We start from the raw sequence: 20,670 nt of genomic DNA, 5'->3' as shown, positions 1-20,670 counted from the left end.
GTCGACGAGGGCCGACTGGGACGCGGCGAGTTCGGCGGGGGGGGGCGCCCACCCCCACCCCCCCCCCCCCCCCCCCCCGCCCGCCGCGGCGGCGCGCGGGGGTTGCCCGGCCCCGGGGGCTGACGCCACCCCGGGGTCCGACCGGGACTCCGGGGCCCGCCCCCCCCCCGTCGCTGGCGAGCTCCCGGTCCCTGTTGCCGCCGATGGGGCTTCACCGGGCGGCGCCTGTACGACGGGCGCCCGGGCCGCGGGGTTCCCGCTGGCCGACGGCATCATCTCCGCCGCGGTTTTCCCCGCCGGAATCCCGGCCGAAGTGCCGCGGCAGCCCGCGGGTGCGTCGATCACGCGGCTTCCGGCCCGTAGCGGCGGGACGGTGGTGCTGATCAGCGTCGCGGGGACGCCGGGGCGGCCGGTCCCCTTCGCGGGTGACCTCGGCCGCATCGCGGGTGACCTCGCCGCGCGGTTCTGACCGGGTGCTGCGGGCGGAGCTGGCACAATGAAGGCCCATGACCGCTGCTGCCACCACGCCCAAGGGTGAACGCCGGCGCACCGCGCTCGCCGAGGCGGCGGCGGAGCTGCTGGCCGAAGGCGGATTCGACGCCGTGCGCCACCGCGCGGTCGCCGAACGCGCCGGCCTGCCCCTTGCCTCCACGACGTACTACTTCGACTCGCTCGAAGACCTCGTCACCACCGCCGTCGAGCACCACTCCCGGATCGAACTCGCCGCCGGGCGTCGTCGGCTGGAGGAGATGGCCACCCGCAACCGCGGGGTCCAGGCGACCATCGAGCTGGCGCTGGACATGCTGCTCGGGCCCGCCACCGGGGATCCCGAGACCGACGCCGAGGCGGTGCTGCTGCGGTACGAGCGGCTGGTCGCCACCGGCCGCCGGAAGTACCTGCGGCCGATCATGCGGACGCTGAGCGAGCAGTTCAAAGAGCTGCTGATGGAGACGTTCACCAGGTCCGGGACCCCGGTGACCGACGCCGAGCTGGAGAAACTGGTCGCGCTGGTCGACGGCGCCGTGGTCAACGCGCTGATCGAGGTCGACCCCGATCCGCGCGCCGCGGTGGCACGCATGCTGCGCACCGCGCTGACCGAGAACGCCGGGGTCAGCTGAACAGCACGCAGCTGGGCCGGGGGGTCGGATAGCGCGCCGGTTCGCCGGAGCCGTCGAGCGGGAACACGGTGATCGCGTCGTCGTTCTGCGCGGCCACGAAGCACATCCCGTCGGCCAGTGCGAAATGGCGTGGCTCGGCGCCGCTCGGATGGTCGGTGACCGCGAGGGCCGCCGGGTCGAGGGTGAACTCCGTGACGCAGTCCGGTCCGCGACTGGACAGGTACAGCCGGTCGCCGTCCAGCTCCACGTGCGCGACCAGGTTCGGTGTGGTGTCCGCGGCGTGCGTCGACGGCGTGACCGCAACGACCTCGAACGCGCCGGGCCTGATCTCGCGCATCGTGACCAGCGTCCCCGCCAGCTCGCCCACGACGTAGGCGAGATCCGTCCCGGGCCGCCGGATCAGCTGTCGCGGTCCGGTGCCGGAGGGCACCGTCGAGACTGCGAACTCATGGAGCTTTCCCTCCGGGGAGAGCCGGTAGCTGCGGATTTCGTCGGTGCCGAGGTCGACCGCGCTGACGATCGTGCCGAGATCGTCGATGCCCGGCACCGCCATGTGCACGTGGGCACTGTCCTGCCTGCCCTCCGCCGGGCCGCGTCCGATGTGCCGCACCAGATCCGTCCGGCCGGTGATCCGTCCGTCGCTGTCGAGCCCGAACACCGCGAGGCTGCCGCTGGAATAGTTGGCGCACAACAGAAATCGGCCGTCCTGGGTGACCGCGAGATGACACGGGTCGGCGCCGCCGCTGTCGACGGTGTCCAGCGCGATGAGCGTGCCGGAGTCCTCGATACGGACCGACGTGATCGCGCCGTCCGCGGTTTCGTTGGCCGCATACAGCATCGGCAGCGCCGGGTGCCGGGTCAGCCAGGACGGCGACTCCATCGGCAGTGTCCCCGCGTGGGTCAGCTGGCCGGTGGCCGAGCGGCGGAAGATCACGATGCCGGTGGGCCCGTAGCCACCTACGAGGACAAGATCCATGGCGCCGAGTGTTCCGGCCGCCTGCGGCTGGACGCAAGCACGCCGAGTATCGTGAGGTCGTGACGGACAAGCCCCGCATTCCGAACGTGCTCGCCGCCCGCTACGCCTCCACCGAGCTGGTCTCGCTGTGGTCGCCGGAGCGCAAGGTCGTGCTGGAGCGCGAGCTGTGGCTCGCCGTGCTCCGCGCGCAGGCCGACCTCGGGGTCGCGGTGCCGAGCGGCGTCGTCGCCGACTACGAGCGGGTGCTGGAGCGGGTCGACCTCGATTCGATCGCCGCCCGCGAGCGCGTCACACGGCACGACGTCAAGGCCAGGATCGAGGAGTTCAACGCGCTGGCCGGGCACGAGCATGTCCACAAGGGAATGACTTCGCGGGACCTCACCGAGAACGTCGAACAGCTGCAGCTGCTGCGTTCCCTCGAGCTGATGCGGACCCGCGTCGCCGCGGTGCTCTCGCGGCTGGCGGCACTCGCCGTCGAGCATGCCGACCTGGTGATGGCCGGTCGCTCGCACAACGTCGCCGCGCAGGCGACCACGCTGGGCAAGCGGTTCGCCACCGCCACCGACGAACTGCTCGTCGCGTTCGCCCGGCTGGACAACCTGATCGAGCGGTACCCGCTGCGGGGCATCAAGGGCCCGGTCGGCACCGCGCAGGACATGCTCGACCTGCTCGGCGATGAGTCCACTTTGGACGCACTGGAGTCGCGGGTGGCCGAGCATCTCGGCTTCAAACAAGGATTCGTCAGCGTCGGCCAGGTCTATCCGCGGTCGCTCGACTTCGACGTACTGTCCACTGTGGTCCAGCTGGCGGCCGCGCCGTCGAGCCTGGCCAAGACGATCCGGCTGATGGCGGGGCACGAGCTGGTCACCGAGGGCTTCAAGCCCGGCCAGGTCGGCTCGTCGGCGATGCCGCACAAGATGAACACGCGTTCCTGTGAGCGGGTCAACGGCCTCGCCGTCGTGCTGCGTGGGTACCTGTCGATGATCGGCGAACTCGCCGGCGACCAGTGGAACGAGGGCGACGTCTCCGACTCCGTGGTCCGCCGGGTCGCGCTGCCGGACGCGTTCTTCGCGCTCGACGGCCTGCTGGAGACGTTCCTCACGGTGCTCGCCGAGTTCGGCGCCTTCCCCGCGGTGGTCGAACGCGAACTGGACCGTTACCTGCCGTTCCTCGCCACCACGAAGGTGCTCATGGCGTCGGTGCGGGCCGGGGTCGGCCGGGAGACCGCGCACGAGGCGATCAAGGAGAACGCCGTCGCCGTCGCGCTGGAAATGCGCGAGCGCGGGCTGGCCGAGAACGATCTGCTGGACCGGCTCGCCGCCGACGAGCGCATCCCGCTGGACCGCGGTGAGCTGGACAAGCTGCTCGCCGACCGGATCTCGTTCACCGGGGTCGCGCCGCGCCAGGTCGAGGAGGTCGCGCGGCGGGTCGAAGCGGTGCTGGAGCGCTTCCCGGAGGCGCGCGAGTATGCGCCTCAGCCCATCCTGTGAGCAAGGGCACCTGAAACCGTTCACAGAGTGAGACGGAATTACTCGAACGGGCGAAATCCCTAATCTCGACCGCTGGAAACCGGAGCGCCGGGCCGCCTACCCCGCGGCCTGGCGTGTTGTATCGCGCATGCGCGCGCCTACCCACGGAAGAAGCGATGAGATCCACGCTGTCGAGAATTGCCGCCGTCGTCACCACCGGAGCGCTCGCGCTGAGCCTCGCGGCCTGCGGCTCGTCGTCGGGCGCCTCCGGCACGGACAAGAAGACGCTGCGGGTGGGCACGCTGAGTGACGCGCCGCCGTCGATCTACCTGCAGAACGGCACCTTCACCGGGTACGACAACGAGCTGCTGCGCGACATCGCCAAGCGCGAGGGGTTCGAGGTCGAGTTCGTCGGCACGGAGTTCGCAGGCCTGCTCGCCAGCGTCGCGAACGGCAAGTTCGACATCGGCAGCTCGACCATCTCGACCACCGATGCGCGCAAGAAGACCGTCGCGTTCACCAACGGCTACGACGTCGGCTACACCACGATCGTGACCAAGAAGGACGCGAACCTCAAGGACCCGGCCGCGTTCGCCGGGAAGCGGCTCGGCGTGGTCCAGGCCTCGGTCCAGGACGAGTTCGCCGGGAAGATCGCCGGTGCGAACGTGGTCCGGTTCCCGGACTACAACGCCGGTTTCGCGCAGCTGAAGAACGGCACGCTGGACGGCTGGGTGGTGCCGAAGGACATCGGCCAGCAGTATCTCGACCAGAACCCGGCCGTGCCGCTGGAGTTCGGCTTCACCCAGCCGAACAAGGACACGCCGTCGGCCTACGCCGTCGCGAAGACCAACAAGGACCTGATCGCGAAGCTGAACGACGGCATCGCCAAGGCGATCGCGGACGGCACGGTCGCGCGGCTGCACGCGCAGTTCTTCAAGCAGGCCCCGGTGGCGCCCGAACTCGAACAGGGCGGCGCCGGCCTCCCCGTGACCAACCCCGGAGTGTGACGTCGTGAAGAAGATCCTGCTCGCCACGCTGGCAGCCGGGCTGGTCGCGACGCTCAGTGCCTGCGGTTCGGGCGACGCCTCCGACACCCTCCGGGTCGGCACCCTCGGTGACGCGCCGCCGAACGTGTTCGTCAAGGACGGCGCGTACACCGGGTTCGACAACGAGCTGCTCCGTGCCATCGCGGCGAAGAAGAACCTCAAGCTGGAGTTCTCCGCGACCGAGTTCTCTTCGCTGCTCGGCCAGGTTTCGTCTGGCCGCTACGACATCGCCAGCTCGGCGATCGCGCAGACCGAGGAACGCAAGAAGACCGTCGACTTCTCGGATGCCTACGACTTCGAGACGATGAGCATCCAGACGAAGCAGGGCAGCCCGATCACTGAAGAGAAGGGCCTGTCGGGCAAGCGGGTCGCGGTGATCCAGGCGACCGTTGGCGACAAGTGGCTGACCAGTACGGTGCCGGACGCGCAGCCGGTGCGGTTCCCCGACTACGCCGCCGCGCTGACCGCGCTGAAGACCGGGGCCGTCGACGCGTACGTGCTGGACCAGAGCATCGCCGAGAAGAACGTCACCGAGAACCCGGACGCGAAACTCGCGGTCGTGAAGAGCTTCACCACCGACGTGCCGCACGGTTTCGCCGTCCGCAAGGGCAACGCCGACCTGCTGACGAAGCTGAACGACGGGCTCAAGCAGGTGATCAAGGACGGTACGTGGCTTAAGCTCCATCAGCAGTTCCTGCCGACCGCTCCGGTGCCGACCGGGTTTGGAAGCTGAGGAGTGACATGAGGAAGACTTTGGTCACGGCGGTAGCCGCGACACTGCTGGCCGCGCTCACCGCGTGCGGCGGCGGTGGTGGCTCCGAGGGCAAGACGTTGCGGGTCGGCACGCTGAGCGACTCCCGGCCGAACGCCTATCAGGAGAACGGCAACTACACCGGTCTGGACAACGAGCTGCTCCGGGCCATCGCGGCCAAGGTGAACCTCAAGGTGGAGTTCGTCGCGACCGACTTCTCGGCGCTGCTCGGCCAGGTCGCGAACGGTACGTACGACATCGGCAGCGCGGGCATCGCGCAGACCGACGCGCGGAAGAAGACGGTGGACTTCTCGGCGCCGTACAACTACCAGTCGCTGGGCATCGAGATCAAGGAAGGCGCCCCGATCACCGACGAGAACTCGTTGGCGGGCAAGCGGATCGGCGTCGTCCAGGGCACGGTTTCGGACACCTGGCTGGCAGCCAACGCGCCGACGGCGCAGCCGGTCCGCTTCCCCAACGACGCCGCGGTGGTCAGCGCGCTCAAGACGTCCGGTGTGGACGGTGCGGTGTTCGACCAGGCGTCGGCCGAGGACTACGCGAAGTCCAATGTGGACGCCAAGTTCAAGGTGGCGAAGGTCATCACCACCAACATCCCGCACGGCTACGCGGTGAAGCACGGGAACACCGAACTCCTGAACAAGCTCAACGACGGGATCAAGCAGGTCGTCGCGGACGGCACGTGGGAGAAACTGTTCAAGCAGTTCGAACCGAATACGCCGATTCCCGCCGACTTCAAGGTCAGCAAGTAAATGGATCAGTTCTTCAACACCTTTCTCAACTGGGAATACATCTGGCAGGTCTTCCCTGATCTGCTCAAGACGGGCATCTGGAACACCCTGATCCTCGCCGTGGTTTCGGCGGTGATCGGCACCCTGCTGGGCATGGTGGTCGCGGTGATGGGCCTGTCTGCGAAAAAGTGGCTGCGCTGGCCCGCGCGGGTGTACACGGACATTTTCCGTGGCCTGCCGGCGATCCTGACGATCCTCGTGATCGGCCAGGGCCTCGGCACGCTCGCGCGCGACATCGTCGGCACGAACCCGTATCCGCTGGGCATCCTGGCGCTGAGCCTGATCGCGGCGGCCTACATCGGCGAGATCTTCCGGTCCGGCATCCAGAGTGTCGAAAAAGGACAGCTGGAAGCCAGCCGCGCGCTGGGGATGAGCTACACCAAGGCGATGGCGCTGGTCGTCATCCCGCAGGGCGTGCGGCGAGTGCTGCCCGCGCTGGTGAACCAGTTCATCTCGCTGATCAAGGACTCCAGCCTGGTGTACTTCCTCGGCCTGCTGCCCGAGCAGCGCGAGCTGTTCCGGATCGGGCAGGACCTCGCGGCGAACACCGGGAACCTGTCGCCGCTGGTCGCGGCCGGGTTCGTGTACCTGGTGATCACGATTCCGCTGACGCACCTGGTGAACTACATCGACAAGAAGCTGCGGACCGGGAAGAAGGTCGACACCGTGGATCCCAGCACGGAGTACACCCCGGCCAACTATTCGGGTGGAGGTGTTCCCCAGTGAGCGTGCGTGCGCCGGTGCGCTCGTCGAGCGTCGAGCTGCGCGACATCCACGTGAAGTTCGGGACCCTGGAGGTCCTGCGCGGGGTGGATCTTCGCGTCGAGAAGGGGAAGACGACCTGCATCATCGGGCCGTCGGGTTCGGGCAAGTCGACGTTGCTGCGGTGCGTGAACCGGCTGCAGGAGCCGGACCGCGGCGATCTGCTGCTGAACGACGAGAGCGTCATCTCCGCGGACCCGGACGTGCTGCGGCAGCGGGTCGGCATGGTGTTCCAGCACTTCAACCTGTTCGGGCATCGGAGCGTGCTGGACAACATCGTCCTGCCGCTGCGCAGCGTCAAGCGCCTCGGCAAGGAGGAGGCGGCGGCGATCGCCCGTGCGCGGCTGGAGGACGTCGGCCTGGCGGACAAGGCGCCGTACCGGCCGAGCGCGCTCTCGGGTGGCCAGCAGCAGCGGGTCGCGATCGCGCGGGCGCTGGCGATGGAGCCCGAGGTCATGCTGTTCGACGAGGCCACCAGCGCACTGGACCCCGAGCTGGTCAAGGGCGTCCTGAACCTGATGGCCGGTCTCGCCGAACGCGGCCTGACCCTGCTGGTCGTGACCCACGAGATGGGCTTCGCCCGCAGTGTCGCCGACGAGGTCGCCTTCATGGACGGCGGCAAGATCGTCGAACAGGGCCCGCCCGCCGAGATCTTCGACAACCCGCAGAGCCCGCGCCTGCAACGCTTCCTCTCGCAGGTGCTCTGACCAGGCTTCCGGCATGTCCCGAATGCCCCATGGGGGACGTTGAACGTCTCGAACGGAGCATTCGGGACATGGGGGCCACCTCGCCGACAGGTAACCTGCGATCATGGCGAGAATCGCGCGGCTGACGTATTACCCGGTCAAGGGATGCGCCGGGACCTCGGTGGACACGGCGGTGGTCACCGAGGCCGGGCTGACACACGACCGCGCCTTCATGATCGCCGCGCCCGGCGGTGACTTCCGCAGTCAGCGCAAGTTCGCCGCCCTCGCCACCGTCCGTCCCCGCCTCACCGGCGACGGAACCCTTGAACTGTCCGCGCCCGGGCTCGAAGACCTCGAAGTCGACATCCGGAAAGACGGCCCACGGCACCCCGCGTCCACCTTCAGCTGGCACGGCGACGCCGTTCACCAGGGCAAGGAGGCACAGGACTGGTTCTCGACGCTGCTCCGAGCCGAATCGATTCTCGTCGGCGTCGCGCCGGACCACGAGCGCGTCACGAGCGGAGAGACGCCCGGCACCGCGGCCTTCGCCGACGGGCACGCGCTCCTCGTCACGAGCGAGTCCTCTTTGGACAGTCTCAACGAGAGGATCGCGTCGCGGGGCGGTGAGCCGGTGCCGATGGATCGCTTCCGCCCCAACATCGTCGTGGCGGGCTGGGAAACACCGCACACCGAGGACGACGTCCGCGCGATGCGGGCCGGGAGCGCCGAATTCGGCTACGCGAAGCCGTGTGTGCGGTGTTCGGTGCCGATGGTCGACCAGGAGACCGGCGTGAAGTCCGGTCCCGAGCCGATCCGCACGCTCGCCACCTACCGCCGCGATCCCGACGGCGGCGTGACGTTCGGGATGAAGGCCGCCGTCACGAAGCCCGGTCAGCTCACCGTCGGCGACGAGGTGATCGTGCACTCCTGGGCCGGGCCGAGGCCCAGCGTCGCGGCCGCCGAGCCACCGTTGATCGCGACCGCGAGCCGGCCTGCCGAGTCGGTGTAGAGCACCGCCTCGCCCCGCGGCACGTCCCCGAACGTCCGGCCCACCACCGCCCGCACCGCGACCCGCGCGCTGTGCACCGACACCGCGCCGGTCAGCTCGGTCAGCGCCAGGTCGGCGGGACTCGCGGCGAGCTGGACGTTGCCGAAGTGGTCCACCGTCACGACCTCCGCGACCAGCTTTCCCGGGAACGCGGCGACGAGCGGGTCCGCCAATGTCACCGGATCGGGCACTCGCTCGCCGAACTCCGACGGCGCCACGCCCAGCGCGAGATGCGCGGCAGCGGGGGCGAAGATGTCGCGGCCGTGGAAAGTGGCCGATGTCTCGGGGAGCCGCAGCGAAGGCTCGGACAGCTCGAAAGTCTCGACGACGCCGCCGAGCGCCGATGCCGCGGGAAGCAACAACCCGTTGTCCGGCCCGACGAGCAGCCCCCGCTGCGCGACGACGACAACGCCGCGCCGGGCGGTACCGACTCCGGGGTCGACCACCGCGAGATGCACCGCTTCGGGCAGGTAGGGCACGGTCTGCGCCAGCGCCGTCGCGCCGTGCCGGATCTGCTGCGGCGGCACCTCGTGGGTGACGTCGATCATCTGGACGTCGGGCGCGAGCCGCGCGATCACCCCGCGGCAGGCCGCCACGAACCCGTCTCGCAGGCCGTAGTCGGTCGTGAACGAGATCCACCGGTACGTCATGACCTGCATCATCGCGCGGGTTAGGGTGCTGCGGTGACGACGCTCGCCGATTACCCGAAGATCTCCGCAGGCAAGGTCCGCGAACTGTACGCGGTCGACGACGACCATCTGCTGCTGGTCACCTCGGACCGGATCTCCGCCTACGACTTCGTGCTGGACACGCCCATCCCGGACAAGGGGAGGGTGCTCACGGCGATGAGCGTCTTCTGGTTCACCCAGCTCGCCGACGTCATGCCGAACCACCTCGTCGCCTACGACGACCCGCGCATCCCCGCCGAGGTCCGCGGCCGCGCGCTGCTGGTGCGGCGGCTGAAGATGCTGCCCGTCGAGGCCGTCGCCCGCGGTTACCTCACCGGCTCCGGGTTCGCCGACTACCGGCGCACCGGCGCGGTGTGTGGCGTCGAACTGCCCGCCGGGCTGGCGGAGTCCGCGAAGCTGCCCGAGCCGATCTTCACCCCGGCGACGAAGGCGGAACTCGGCGAGCACGACGAGAACGTCACGTTCGACGCGGCCGCCGCCACCATCGGCCGCGAGCTGGCCGAACGGGTCCGCGAGGCCACCCTGACGATCTACCGGCGAGGCGCCGACCTCGCCGCGGAGCGCGGAATCCTGCTGGCCGACACGAAGTTCGAGTTCGGCCAGGACGAGAGCGGTGCTCTCGTCCTGGGGGACGAAGTGATGACCCCGGACTCCTCGCGCTACTGGCCCGTGGACGGCTACGCGCCCGGTCGCACGCAACCGTCGTTCGACAAGCAGTACGTCCGCGACTGGCTCACCGGCCCGGCCTCCGGCTGGGACCGCGCGTCCAACACCCAGCCGCCGCCCTTGCCGGACGACGTCGTCGCCGCCACTCGCGCCCGCTACGTCGAGGCCTACGAGCGCATCACCGGGCTCTCACTGGCGGACTGGCCGGGCTGACCTTCGCGCCGGGCAATCCACCGGAAAACGGTCCGCGTTGACCCAGCCGGGTGAACGCCTCCGCAACCGTCGTCGGACCGTTCGGTGCAGTTCACGGCGTGGTCAGGCGGTCGCCACCGGGGTCCGGCCCAATGGGCAGCGTGGACGCTCGTTTGCTCGTATCGCTGTCCGGGATCACACCGCGGACACTGCATCGCTGCGCCGACCTCGCGGCCGAGCTGGAACGACGCAAGGTGCCGCTGTCGGTCCTGTATGCGGCGAGGACCGGCGACGGTCCGGTGACGGAGTGGACGCGAGTCCGCGCGAAGGCCGGTGATTCCGTGCTCCTGCACGGATACGACCATCGCGTCACGCCTACCCATCGGACTGTCCACCTCGGCAAGAAAGCTGAGTTCGCGGCACTGCCCGCACACGAGGCGCGGCTGCGGCTGATCGCCGCGAAGGCAGCACTCGAGGGCACCGGGCTCGCCGTCGACGGGTTCGCGCCGCCGCGCTGGATCGCGTCGCAGGGCACGCTCCAGGCGTTGGCGGAACACGGTTTCACGTTGTGCGCGGACCTGGTTTCGGTGCGGGACCTGGAAAGCGGTGAATCCTGGCGCTCACGGGTCCTGGAGTTCAGCAGCCAGTCCCAGCGCACCGAAACCGTGCGCTGCTTCGCGCTCGTGCTCGCGAGCGCCAGGGCGGCGCGGAGAGGCGGCCTCGTCCGCCTGGGAGTCGAGGCCGCCGATCTCGCGCGTCCCGGTCTGCGCCAGGCATTGCTCGACGCGGTCGATGTCGCGCTGGAGAACCGGGCTTTCGGCTCAACCTATGGCGCGCTCCGCCGCGTCGGTGTTTGACAGGACAGCCTGACGTCAGACGGTGGTGGGCTCGGCGCGGTCGAGCACCTTCACTTCGGTGCCCTCGGGCGCGAGGTTGCCGAACAACCCGTAGTGCAGGGCCGGATTCGCCAGCACGGCCTCGTGGATCGGCACGGCCGTGCGGGGTGCCACCGCCCGCAGGTAGTCCACCGCCTCGCCCGCCTTGAGCCACGGGGCGCCGGTGGGCAGGCCGAGCACGTCGATCTTCTGCTCGGGCACGAAGAACGAGTCGCCGGGGTGGTAGAACGCGCCGTGGTCGACCACGTAGCCGACGTTCGGGATCACCGGGATGTCGCTGTGGATCACCGCGTGCTCACCGCCGACGACGTTCACCGTGCTGCGCCCGATTTCGAACGCGTCGCCCGGTTTGGCGACCTCGAACGTCGCGCCCGTCTTCCGCACGGTCTCGACGGAACCGGGGTCGATGACGAGTTTCGCGCCGGGGTTGGCCTCCAGCAGCGCGGGCAGCCGCTCGACGTCGAGGTGGTCGAAGTGCTGGTGGGTAACGAAAATCGCGTCGAGTTCGCGTTCGCCTTCGAAGCCGGCGGAGAACGTGCCCGGGTCGATCAGGATCCGTGCGCCGTCGGTCTCCAGCAGCACGCAAGAATGTCCAAAGTGGACAATTCGCATCAGGATTCTCCTTAGGATCGTCGCCTTCCACCCTATGCCCGGATGAGGGCGCCGCCAAGTTCGGTGCGCCGGTAGCGGACTTCCCTGCCCCGCCGCGCGGCCGCCGGGCCGTTCGGCTCCGAGTCCACTTTGGGCAGTTCGACGCTGGCGTTCACGGTGCTCACCACGGCCACGACAGGGTCGTACCGGTTCGGCGGCGTGATGATGGCGGTGTACGTGGTCGCGGAAACCGGCGGCGCGGTGCCGATCGGCCGGCTGCTCGACCGGGTAGGTCCGTCACGTGGCCTGCCGGTGCTGCTGCTCCTGCTGGTCGCGGCCGGGTTCGGGCTCGGCTCGCTCGGCGTCGGCGTGCTCCCGCTCCGGCTCACGCCGTTGTTCGGTACCTTTTCCGCGGCGATCATCGTTGTCATGCTGGGTACCCGGCCCCGGCGAACTGTTGGCACTGCGTCAGTAACGTCGTAGCCTGGGCCTTACGTCGATACCACGGGAGTGACGCCGATGACCGCCGTGCAGCCCAAGCCGACCTCGGTCGGCGAAACCTTCGACTCGCTGAGCCCCGCGACCGACGAGGTGGTCGGGACCTACCCGGTCAACACCGCGGAAGAGGTGAAGGCCGCGGTCGAACGCGGGCGGGCGGCCGCCGAATGGTGGGCCGGCCTCGGCTACGCGGGCCGTGGTGAGCGGCTGCGCCAGTGGAAGGGCGTGCTGACGCGCCGCCTGCCGCAGCTGTGCCAGGTCGTGCGCGACGAGACCGGCAAACCCATCGCCGACGCGCAGCTGGAGAGCGTCCTCGCGATCGAGCACATCGCCTGGGTGAGCAAGCACGCGCGCAAGTACCTCGGCAAACAGCGGCGTCCCGCCGGGCTGCTGATGGCGAACCAGGCGGCGACGGTCGAGTACCAGCCGCTGGGCGTCGTCGGCGTGATCGGACCGTGGAACTATCCGGTGTTCACGCCGCTCGGCTCCATCGCCTACGCGCTTGCGGCGGGGAACGCGGTCGTCTTCAAGCCGAGCGAGTACACCCCTGGCGTCGGGAAGTGGCTGGTCGACGCGTTCGCGGAGGTCGTCCCGGAGCACCCGGTGCTGCAGTTGATCACCGGCTTCGGCGAGACCGGCGCGGCGCTGGTCGGCGCGGGTGTCGACAAGATCGCCTTCACCGGCTCGACCGCGACCGGCAAGAAGATCATGGCCGCGGCCGCCCAGACGCTGACCCCGGTGGTCATCGAGGCGGGCGGCAAGGACCCCGTGCTGGTGGACGCCGACGCCGACCTCGACGCCGCGGCGGACGCGACGGTATGGGGCGCCTTCTCGAACTCGGGTCAGACTTGCATCGGCGTCGAGCGGGTCTACGTCCACGAGCGGGTGCACGACGAGTTCGTGCGCAAGGTCGTCGAGAAGTCGAAGGACATTCGGGCGGGCTCGGACGAGGCCGCGCAGTACGGCCCGGTCACCATGCCCTCGCAGCTCGGGGTGATCCGCAAGCACATCGCGGACGCGCTGGCGCGCGGCGGGAAGGCCGTGCTCGGCGGGGTCGACGCCGTCGGCGACCGGTACGTCCAGCCGACCGTGCTCGTCGACGTCCCCGAGGATTCCGAGGCGGTCCGCGAGGAAACCTTCGGCCCGACCGTCACCATCGCGAAGGTGCGCGACATGGACGAGGCGGTCGAGAAGGCCAACGACACCAAGTACGGCCTCGGCTCGACGGTGTTCTCGAAGTCGCGCGGCCTCGAACTGGCTCAGCGGCTGCGCACCGGCATGACCGCGATCAACGCGCCGCTCTCGTTCGCGGGCGTCGCGTCGCTGCCGTTCGGTGGTGTGGGCGACTCCGGCTTCGGGCGGATCCACGGGCCGGAGGGGCTGCGGGAGTTCGCGCGGTCCAAGGCCATCGCCCGGCAGCGCTTCGCGCCGCCGATGATGCTGACTTCCTTCAGCCGCAAGCCTTCCACGGACGCGCTGGTGGCGAAGCTGATTACCGTGCTGCACGGAAAACGCTGATTCGCCTGGTAGGCCCGTGGGGGCCTCCCCGAGGGACCCAGAGTGCCTCAGGGAGGTCCCCCGCGTTGTTTCTCGTGCGTCCTTTGTGGACTCTGCGGCGGGGCCGGAGCGGTTGCGACAAGGGCGTCCCTCGGTGCGTTGGATGCACCGGGGGCGCCCCTCGGTGCGTCAGATGCGTCCAGGGCGTCCCTCGGCTTCCGCGCCTTGGGGCCCGCCTTCAGGACCTCTGGAGCGTGTCGGGGCGGAACGGCTCGGCTCACGTGTCGCGAACGGAGCGTTCGCGACGATCAGCGTCCCGAACGGAGTGTTCGCGACAGACAGGGCCGCCGCACTCTCGGCGACCTCTCGTCAGCTATCCGCTTCCAGTTGTCCACAGCCCTGCGCCGGTGTGGACAACTCCGGCCATTGTTGATCTTGAACCCGGTTTTGTCGTACCCCGGCGGTAGAATGGTCTTGGGGTCGCCCCCCGGAGCGGGAGGGGGATACCCGAGCAGTGGGGTGTCTCAGCGGGCGTCGGCCCGGATGAGGTCGGCGGCCTTCTCTGCGACCATGATCGTCGGGGCGTTCGTGTTGCCCCGCGGGACGATCGGCATGATCGAGGCGTCCACGACGCGCAGGCCGTCCACGCCGCGCACCCGCAGAGCCGGATCGACGACAGCCTGTTCCCCGTTGCCCATCGAGCAGGTGCCCACCGGGTGATACAGCGTCTGCGTGTTCGCCCGGACGTGCTCGATCAGCGCGTCCTCGTCCAGTTCGGACCGATCGGGGAGGAACGGCTTGTCCAGGAAACGCGCCAGCGGTCCGGATTTCGCGATCTCCATCAGCGTCCGCAGGCCGGCGAGGGTCGCCTCCATGTCCGCCGGGTCCGCGTAGTACGCCGGGTCGATCAGCGGTTTCCACAGGGGATTCGCCGACTTCAGCCGCAGCCGTCCGCGGCTCGCGACGTCGACGAGTGTGGTCGCCGAGGTGAAGCCCGGCACCGTCGGCTCACGCAACCCGTTGTCGTAGAACAACGTCGGCGCGACGTGGAACTGCATGTTCGGCGCGGCCATTCCGTCCATAGTGGACATGAAGCCGCCTGCCTCGCCCACGTTGGACGCCAGTGGGCCGCGTTTGGTCAGCTGGTACCGGACGAGCCCGGCGGGCGTCGCGGCGTCGACGAGATCCGTCGTGCCGCGGGTGGACCAGATGACCGGAGATGCCGGGTGGTCGTGCAGGTTCTCGCCGACGCCGGGCAGCGCGGCCACGACGTCGATGCCGAACTCCCGCAGGTGCTCGGCGGGCCCGACTCCCGAGAGCATCAACAACTGCGGCGAGTTGATCGCGCCGCCGCACAACAGTACTTCGGCCGCCGCGTGCGCGATCTTCTCAACCCCTGCGTCCAAATAGGACACACCGGTGGCGCGGGTTCCCGAGAACACCACGCGCGTCGCCTGTGCGCAGGTGCGGACGGTCAGGTTCGGCCGCGTCAGCGCCGGGCGCAGGTAGGCGTCCGCTGTGGACCAGCGCGCGCCCTTCTTGCAGGTCACCTGATAGAGCCCGGCGCCGTCCTGCGTCTCGCCGTTGAAGTCGTCGTTGCGCTTGAGTCCCCACGTCACGGCCGAATCCACCCAGGCGTGGGACAGCTCGTGGGTGAATCGCCGGTCCTCGACGTGCAGTGGCCCGTCCGTGCCGTGCAGCGGACCGCCGAACCGCTGGTTGCCCTCGGCACGCTTGAAGTACGGCAGGACGTCGTCGAAACCCCAGCCCTCGGCGCCGTGCTCATCGCGCCAGGCGTCGTAGTCGGCACGATTACCGCGGATGTAGATCATCGCGTTGATCGACGAACAGCCACCCAGCGTCTTCCCTCGCGGCCAGTACGACGTCTTCCCGGTGTGCTTCTGCTCGACCGTCTCGTAGTTCCAGTCCCATTTGGTCTTGAACAGCGCGGCGAACGCGGCCGGGATGTGGATCTCGTCGGCGGTGTCCTCGCCGCCTGCCTCCAGCAGCAGGACTCTGGCCGAGGGGTCCTCGCTCAGCCGGTTCGCCAGCACGCAGCCCGCGCTGCCCGCGCCGACGATGACGTAGTCGTAGGAGTCCTGCTCGGCCACGCTGCCTCCCGGGGTATTGGCACCCTGCCAAGAGCTCATCATGACGCAGCTCACCCTACGCGCAAAGCCCCCGGTAGAGGGGTCAGTCCGACGACGGGTCGAACGAGGTGACGCACGGGCCTCCCTTCGCGCGGTCATCGGTTTCGACGCGGCCCTGGCTCGGCACGCCGTCCACCTTGGCGTCGACGTGCACGATCGTCCGGCCCGCGGTGCGCAGCACGTCCGTCGACTGCGCGACGAGCTTCACTTCGCCGTTGATCAGCTGCTGGGTGCCGCTGCGGGTGGTGTCGGGCGCGTCCTTGCACATGACCGACAGCGCCGCCGGGATGTCGCGCCCGTTGACGGCGGCGATGAACTGGTTGGCCGCGTCCGCGCCGTCCTTCACTTCCGGCCTCGGCCTCGGGTCCGTCGACGCGCTGGCCAGCGGCTCCGGTTCCCCGCCCTCCTTGGCGTCGCGCACGCACCAGCCCTGATTGCCGGGGATCATCGCGAGGCCGTAGCTGAGCGGGCCCGCGGTCACCGTCGCCGCCCGCTCCTGCTGGCCGGTCGGATGCACCGGGTTGGTCAGCTTCGCCTCGTCCTTGGCCACCGCGAACGCCTGCTCGGCGGTGTAGGACCGCTTCGAGCGGATCTTGCACCACAGCTGGTCGAACATCGCGTGCTCGGTGATCGCGTTGGCGAACGACTGTGCCAGCTGCTCCGGTGTCGCCTGCGACGTGGTGTCCAGCTTCTTCTTGAAGAAACCCGGCGTGACCCAGCCGGTGAACGCGAAGGCACCGCCGAGCACCACGACGACCGCCACGACGACGATCCACAGCCCGGCTTTCGACTTCTTCTTCGGCGGCTGCGGAGGCGGGTACTGGCCGTATGGCGGCCGGCCCTGCGGGGGATAAGGGCCCTGCGGCGGGTAGGGGCCTTGCTGCGGCGGGTGGTTCATGTCTCCCCCTCGATACCGGTCCGTCAGGCGCCCAGGCTAGTGAAGTACGCTCTGACGGTACCCACGACCTGCGTGAATAAGGAGCAGCCTGCCGTGGCTCGAGTCGTCGTCGACGTCATGCCGAAACCCGAGATCCTCGACCCGCAGGGCCAGGTGGTGGCCCGCGCGCTGCCGCGGCTGGGCTTCAGCGGCGTCACCGAGGTTCGCCAGGGCAAGCACTTCGAGCTCGAGGTCGACGACTCCGTCGACGACGAGACGCTCGCCAAGATCGCCGAGGGCCTGCTGGCCAACCCGGTCATCGAGCAGTGGACGGTCCGGCGGGTGGAGGCGTGACCGCCCGGATCGGCGTCGTCACCTTCCCCGGCACCCTCGACGACGGTGACGCCGCCCGCGCAGTCCGCTACGCCGAGGCCGAGGCGGTGCCGCTGTGGCACGCCGACGAGGACATCAAGGGCGTCGACGCGGTCGTCGTCCCCGGTGGTTTCTCCTACGGCGACTACCTGCGTGCCGGGGTGATCGCCCGCCACGCGCCGGTGATGACGTCGGTGATCGAGGCCGCGCACCAGGGCATGCCGGTGCTCGGCATCTGCAACGGGTTCCAGATCCTGTGCGAGGCGGGGCTGCTGCCCGGCGCGATGATCCGCAACGCGGGCCTGCACTTCATCTGCCGCGACCAGTGGCTGCGCGTCGAGAACACCGGCACGGTGTGGACCAGCCGGTACGAGCAAGGCGCCGAGATCCTCATCCCGATGAAGAACATCGACGGCTGCTACATGGCCGAGCAGTCCACTTTGGACGAGCTGGAGGCCGAGGGCAGGGTCGTGTTCCGCTACGTCGGCGGTAACCCGAACGGCTCCCGCAACGACATCGCCGGGATCCGCAGCGCCAACGGCCGCGTGGTCGGTCTCATGCCGCACCCGGAGCACGCCATCGACGCGCTGACCGGACCGTCGGACGACGGCCTCGGCATGTTCTACAGCGCCGTCGACGCACTGGTGAACGCCTGAGCGAGACGCTCACCAGGCGGAACCGATTGACCGACGTTCGGTGACGGTGGTGGCATGGGCCCATGACCCGAGCCATGCCCCGGGCGCGCGTCGAGCTGACGTTCGCGATCCGGGTCGACGCGGACCACGAGCGGGCGGCAGGCATCGCCGCCCGCGTTGCCACCGCCGTCCAGAATGCCGTCGGGGACTGTCCGGAACCCGGTGAGGTGCTGCTCTTCGAGGTCCCGCCGCCGACCGTGCGGCCGACGGTGGAACGACCGCTGCGGCTGCACGTCCTGTCGCGGCGGGCGCTGCTGCACGGCGAGGCCCTCGACTTCACCCGGCTCGAATTCGACCTGCTGCTCTACCTCGCCACGCATCCCGACCGGGTGCTCGACCGCGAGACGCTCCTGCGCGAGGTGTGGGAGCTGCCGGGCACCGTCGGCGGGCGCACGGTCGATGTCCACGTCCGCAAGATCCGGGGGAAGCTCGAACCGGTGATCGCGCCGATCACCACCGTGCGCGGCGTCGGCTACCGGTTCGACGGCGCCGATCAGGTCGACGTGGAGCTCGCCGACGCCGGTCACCGTCCACTCGCGACGGTGACCGCCGTCGGCTAACGGCTATTCCGCCTTGGAGTGGTCGCTGCTGAGCCACTTCTCCGGGCGCATCCGGACCAGGACCGAAGTCTCGGTGAGCGAGCCGTCGACGAAGGCGCGGGCCTGGTCCTCGGGCAGATAGCGCTCGGCGATCCGCGTCGCCTGCTCGCGGGTGGGGGCCGTGTCGCTGGCTACGACGGGACCTTCCACGGTGACGTACTTGTACGGTTGCTGCTCGGACTGCACCACCAGGCTGAATCGTCCGGCCTTGCGGAGCGAGCGGTCCTTCAGCGAGTCGCGGTCCATCCAGACGAGGACTTCGCCACCGGGCTCGTAGTCGTACCAGACCGGCACGGCCAGCGGCGCGCGTTCGTCCCGCCCGATCGCGAGCACCCCGATGTGGACCCCGCTCAGGAACTCCTGACGCTCCTGGGCGGTCATGACCATTGGCATGCGGATCTCCCCTTGATCGACAGTGTCATCCGGGGCCAACACCGCCACCGCTCCGGACATTCCGGACGGCTGCTGAAGGGGACTTTCTTCGCGTGGCATGCGCTGAAAGTCCCCTTCAACTCACGAGACGAGACGAAAGTCCCCTTCAGCTCGCGGCGGCGACCAGACGGGCATACGAGCCCTCCGCCGCGAGCAGGGTGTCATGGCTGCCCAGCTCGGTGATCCGGCCGCCCTCCACGACCGCGACCCGGTCCGCCGCGGCCGCGGTGTGCAGCCGGTGCGCGATCGCGATCACCGTCCGGCCTTCGAGCACGCTGTTCAGCGACCGCTCCAGCTCCCGCGCCGAACCGGTGTCCAGCAACGACGTCGCCTCGTCCAGTACCAGCGTGTGCGGGTCGGCCAGCACCACCCTGGCGAGCGCGAGCTGCTGCGCGAGCGCCGCGGGCACGGCGTACGCGCCGGAGCCGAGCTTCGTGTCGAGGCCGTCCGGCAACGACGCGGCCCACTCCGCGGCACCGGCCGAGGTCAGCGCCGCCCGCAACTCGTCGTCCGTCCACTCGCCACCGGCGCGCCGTGCGGGCAACGCCAGGTTCTCCCGCAGCGTCCCGGAGAACACGTGGTGTTCCTGCGTGAGCAGCAGGACCTCGCCCCGCAGGACGTCATCGGCCAGCGTCGACACCTCGGTCCCGCCGATCCGCACCGAACCGGACGTCGGCGCCGCGATCCCGGCCAGCAGCCGTCCCAGCGTCGACTTGCCCGCACCGGACGGTCCGACGATCGCCAGCCGCTCACCGCGCGGCACGCGCAGGTCGATCCCGTGCAGTACCTCGCGATCCGCGGTGTAGCCGAACCGGACCCCCGAGACGTCGATGTCGCGTCCGCGCGGCGCCTCGGCTACGGCGTCGCCCTGCGGGGTGGGCCGGACACCGAGAATGCGCCGCGCCGCGGCCAGTGCGACCTGCAGATCCTCCAGCCAGAACAACGCCTCGTTGAGCGGCGTCGCCATGGCCTGGGTGTAGAGCAGCATCGTGGTGATCGTGCCCAGCCCGGCCCAGCCCTGGCTGTAGGCGAGGACGCCGAGCAACAGCATCGCCGCGGCCGGCAGCACGTAGCTGATCTCCAGCGCCGGCAGCCAGCGCATCTGCAGCGCCCGCAGCTTCCGCTCGCTGAAGATCGTGTCGCCGAGAGCGGCGCGGCTGGTACGGATACGCCGTTCGGTCAGCCCGAGCGCCTCGACGGTCCGCGCGCCTTCGACGGTTTCGTGCGCGATCGACTGCAGCACGCCCCAGCGGTCCAGCATCGAGGCCATCACCGCCGGGATCCGCCGCTGGTACCAGACGTTCACCGGCACCAGCAGCGGCAGCGCGACCAGCAGGCCCGCCGCCAGCAGCGGCGACGTGACCACCATCGCGATCGTCGTCAGCAACACGGTCACCACCGCGATCAGGATTTCCGGCGCGGCGTTGCGGACCGCGTGGTCCAGCCTGCCGATGTCGCTGGTGGCACGGCTGAGCAGATCACCGGTCCCAGCGGCTTCGACGGTGCCCAGCGGCAGCGTCAGCGCGTTGCCGACGAAACCTTCGCGGGTCTCGGCCAGCACCAGCTCGCCGAACTTCCGTGCGCGGAACCGCGCGGCCTTGCGTGCGGCCGCCTGCGCCAGCAGGACCACGACGAACGCCACGGCCAGCAGATCGACGCGGGCGGCCGTGCCGCCCTCGACGACGCCGTCCACCAGCCGCCCGAGCAACTGCGGCCCGGCCAGCCCGATCAGCGTCGCCAGGCAGAACATGCCGAGCATCAGGGCGAACTCGCGCCGGTGCGCGTTCGCCGTGCGCAGCGCCCAGCGCCGGACGTCCCGCTGGGACGCCAGTGGGAGCTTCTTCATGGTGG

23 protein-coding genes and 1 pseudogene are annotated in these 20,670 nt (G+C 69.7%); 16 read left to right on the top strand and 8 right to left on the bottom strand.

The window, feature by feature from the left end; all coding sequences use genetic code 11:
- Positions 1–313: 313 nt before the first annotated feature.
- Positions 314–469 (top strand): hypothetical protein, encoded by a 156-nt coding sequence (locus ACFWY9_RS03705; RefSeq protein WP_378338059.1) that lies wholly within the window; start codon positions 314–316, stop codon positions 467–469.
- A 37-nt stretch (positions 470–506) separates the two neighbouring features.
- A complete protein-coding gene (locus ACFWY9_RS03700; protein ID WP_378338058.1) occupies positions 507–1,118 on the top strand; it encodes a TetR/AcrR family transcriptional regulator in 612 nt (203 codons plus the stop codon).
- Here the strand turns inward: ACFWY9_RS03700 and ACFWY9_RS03695 are convergent.
- Entirely contained in the window at positions 1,111–2,094 is a 984-nt protein-coding gene (locus ACFWY9_RS03695) for a lactonase family protein (protein ID WP_378338057.1), read from the bottom strand. The two genes, ACFWY9_RS03700 and ACFWY9_RS03695, sit on opposite strands and share 8 nt — an antisense overlap.
- A gap of 59 nt (positions 2,095–2,153) precedes the next feature.
- Here ACFWY9_RS03695 and purB point away from each other — a divergent pair, with 59 nt between their 5' ends.
- The 7 genes from purB to ACFWY9_RS03660 all read left to right on the top strand — a co-directional run bounded on the left by purB (position 2,154) and on the right by ACFWY9_RS03660 (position 8,626).
- Positions 2,154–3,584 (top strand): adenylosuccinate lyase, encoded by a 1,431-nt coding sequence (gene purB, locus ACFWY9_RS03690; protein WP_378338056.1) that lies wholly within the window; start codon positions 2,154–2,156, stop codon positions 3,582–3,584.
- A 155-nt stretch (positions 3,585–3,739) separates the two neighbouring features.
- On the top strand, positions 3,740–4,570 hold the full coding sequence (locus ACFWY9_RS03685) for a substrate-binding periplasmic protein (RefSeq protein WP_378338055.1): 831 nt from the start codon (positions 3,740–3,742) through the stop codon (positions 4,568–4,570).
- A gap of 4 nt (positions 4,571–4,574) precedes the next feature.
- A complete protein-coding gene (locus ACFWY9_RS03680) occupies positions 4,575–5,342 on the top strand; it encodes a transporter substrate-binding domain-containing protein (protein WP_378329530.1) in 768 nt (255 codons plus the stop codon).
- An 8-nt stretch (positions 5,343–5,350) separates the two neighbouring features.
- Positions 5,351–6,130 carry an ABC transporter substrate-binding protein gene (locus ACFWY9_RS03675; RefSeq protein WP_378338054.1) on the top strand — a complete coding sequence of 260 codons (780 nt, stop codon included), beginning with the start codon at positions 5,351–5,353 and terminating at the stop codon, positions 6,128–6,130.
- Positions 6,131–6,895: an amino acid ABC transporter permease gene (locus ACFWY9_RS03670; protein ID WP_378338053.1), complete on the top strand. Its 765-nt coding sequence runs from the start codon at positions 6,131–6,133 to the stop codon at positions 6,893–6,895.
- 2 nt (positions 6,896–6,897) lie between these two features.
- Positions 6,898–7,638, top strand: a complete 741-nt coding sequence (locus tag ACFWY9_RS03665) for an amino acid ABC transporter ATP-binding protein (RefSeq protein ID WP_378329584.1) — start codon at positions 6,898–6,900, stop codon at positions 7,636–7,638.
- Between the two features lie 103 nt (positions 7,639–7,741).
- Entirely contained in the window at positions 7,742–8,626 is an 885-nt protein-coding gene (locus ACFWY9_RS03660) for an MOSC domain-containing protein (protein WP_378338052.1), read from the top strand.
- On the opposite strand, the gene ACFWY9_RS03655 is transcribed toward ACFWY9_RS03660, so the two are convergent.
- Positions 8,509–9,315 carry an S-adenosyl-l-methionine hydroxide adenosyltransferase family protein gene (locus ACFWY9_RS03655; protein WP_378338051.1) on the bottom strand — a complete coding sequence of 269 codons (807 nt, stop codon included), beginning with the start codon at positions 9,313–9,315 and terminating at the stop codon, positions 8,509–8,511. The genes ACFWY9_RS03660 and ACFWY9_RS03655 overlap by 118 nt on opposite strands.
- Before the next feature lie 33 nt (positions 9,316–9,348).
- Here ACFWY9_RS03655 and ACFWY9_RS03650 point away from each other — a divergent pair, with 33 nt between their 5' ends.
- The gene (locus ACFWY9_RS03650; RefSeq protein WP_378338050.1) at positions 9,349–10,233 is read left to right on the top strand and encodes a phosphoribosylaminoimidazolesuccinocarboxamide synthase; all 885 of its coding nucleotides are present in this window, start codon (positions 9,349–9,351) and stop codon (positions 10,231–10,233) included.
- Between the two features lie 131 nt (positions 10,234–10,364).
- The gene (locus tag ACFWY9_RS03645) at positions 10,365–11,069 is read left to right on the top strand and encodes a DUF2334 domain-containing protein (RefSeq protein WP_378329536.1); all 705 of its coding nucleotides are present in this window, start codon (positions 10,365–10,367) and stop codon (positions 11,067–11,069) included.
- Between the two features lie 15 nt (positions 11,070–11,084).
- On the opposite strand, the gene ACFWY9_RS03640 is transcribed toward ACFWY9_RS03645, so the two are convergent.
- Together ACFWY9_RS03640 and ACFWY9_RS03635 are read right to left on the bottom strand one after the other, a co-directional pair.
- A complete protein-coding gene (locus tag ACFWY9_RS03640; RefSeq protein ID WP_378329538.1) occupies positions 11,085–11,720 on the bottom strand; it encodes an MBL fold metallo-hydrolase in 636 nt (211 codons plus the stop codon).
- 32 nt (positions 11,721–11,752) lie between these two features.
- Entirely contained in the window at positions 11,753–11,884 is a 132-nt protein-coding gene (locus ACFWY9_RS03635) for a hypothetical protein (protein ID WP_378338062.1), read from the bottom strand.
- Between ACFWY9_RS03635 and ACFWY9_RS03630 the strand changes: the two are divergent.
- Positions 11,850–12,050, top strand: a pseudogene (locus tag ACFWY9_RS03630) (MFS transporter); the annotation flags it as partial. The gene ACFWY9_RS03635 and the pseudogene ACFWY9_RS03630 overlap by 35 nt on opposite strands.
- Before the next feature lie 168 nt (positions 12,051–12,218).
- On the top strand, positions 12,219–13,715 hold the full coding sequence (locus ACFWY9_RS03625) for an aldehyde dehydrogenase family protein (protein WP_378338049.1): 1,497 nt from the start codon (positions 12,219–12,221) through the stop codon (positions 13,713–13,715).
- A gap of 503 nt (positions 13,716–14,218) precedes the next feature.
- On the opposite strand, the gene ACFWY9_RS03620 is transcribed toward ACFWY9_RS03625, so the two are convergent.
- Both ACFWY9_RS03620 and ACFWY9_RS03615 read right to left on the bottom strand, forming a co-directional pair.
- Entirely contained in the window at positions 14,219–15,805 is a 1,587-nt protein-coding gene (locus tag ACFWY9_RS03620; RefSeq protein WP_378329542.1) for a GMC family oxidoreductase, read from the bottom strand.
- Positions 15,806–15,887: 82 nt separating this feature from the next.
- Positions 15,888–16,742, bottom strand: coding sequence for a hypothetical protein (locus ACFWY9_RS03615; RefSeq protein WP_378329543.1), 855 nt, complete (start codon positions 16,740–16,742; stop codon positions 15,888–15,890).
- A gap of 93 nt (positions 16,743–16,835) precedes the next feature.
- Between ACFWY9_RS03615 and purS the strand changes: the two genes are divergently transcribed.
- From purS to ACFWY9_RS03600, 3 genes are all read left to right on the top strand, one after another.
- On the top strand, positions 16,836–17,075 hold the full coding sequence (gene purS, locus ACFWY9_RS03610; RefSeq protein WP_345395628.1) for a phosphoribosylformylglycinamidine synthase subunit PurS: 240 nt from the start codon (positions 16,836–16,838) through the stop codon (positions 17,073–17,075).
- Positions 17,072–17,749: a phosphoribosylformylglycinamidine synthase subunit PurQ gene (gene purQ / locus ACFWY9_RS03605; protein ID WP_378329544.1), complete on the top strand. Its 678-nt coding sequence runs from the start codon at positions 17,072–17,074 to the stop codon at positions 17,747–17,749. Before purS ends, purQ begins: the two co-directional genes overlap by 4 nt.
- Before the next feature lie 62 nt (positions 17,750–17,811).
- On the top strand, positions 17,812–18,348 hold the full coding sequence (locus ACFWY9_RS03600) for a winged helix-turn-helix domain-containing protein (protein WP_378338048.1): 537 nt from the start codon (positions 17,812–17,814) through the stop codon (positions 18,346–18,348).
- Between the two features lie 3 nt (positions 18,349–18,351).
- Here the strand turns inward: ACFWY9_RS03600 and ACFWY9_RS03595 are convergent, their stop codons facing one another.
- Both ACFWY9_RS03595 and ACFWY9_RS03590 read right to left on the bottom strand, forming a co-directional pair.
- Complete coding sequence (locus ACFWY9_RS03595; protein WP_378329546.1) at positions 18,352–18,780, bottom strand: pyridoxamine 5'-phosphate oxidase family protein; 429 nt, start codon at positions 18,778–18,780, stop codon at positions 18,352–18,354.
- 145 nt (positions 18,781–18,925) lie between these two features.
- Positions 18,926–20,665: an ABC transporter ATP-binding protein gene (locus ACFWY9_RS03590; protein ID WP_378338047.1), complete on the bottom strand. Its 1,740-nt coding sequence runs from the start codon at positions 20,663–20,665 to the stop codon at positions 18,926–18,928.
- Between the last annotated feature and the right edge of the window lie 5 nt (positions 20,666–20,670).

The organism is Amycolatopsis sp. NPDC059027, from assembly GCF_042739735.1.
GTDB lineage: Bacteria > Actinomycetota > Actinomycetes > Mycobacteriales > Pseudonocardiaceae > Amycolatopsis.
This window is presented reverse-complemented; position numbering and strand designations above follow the sequence as displayed.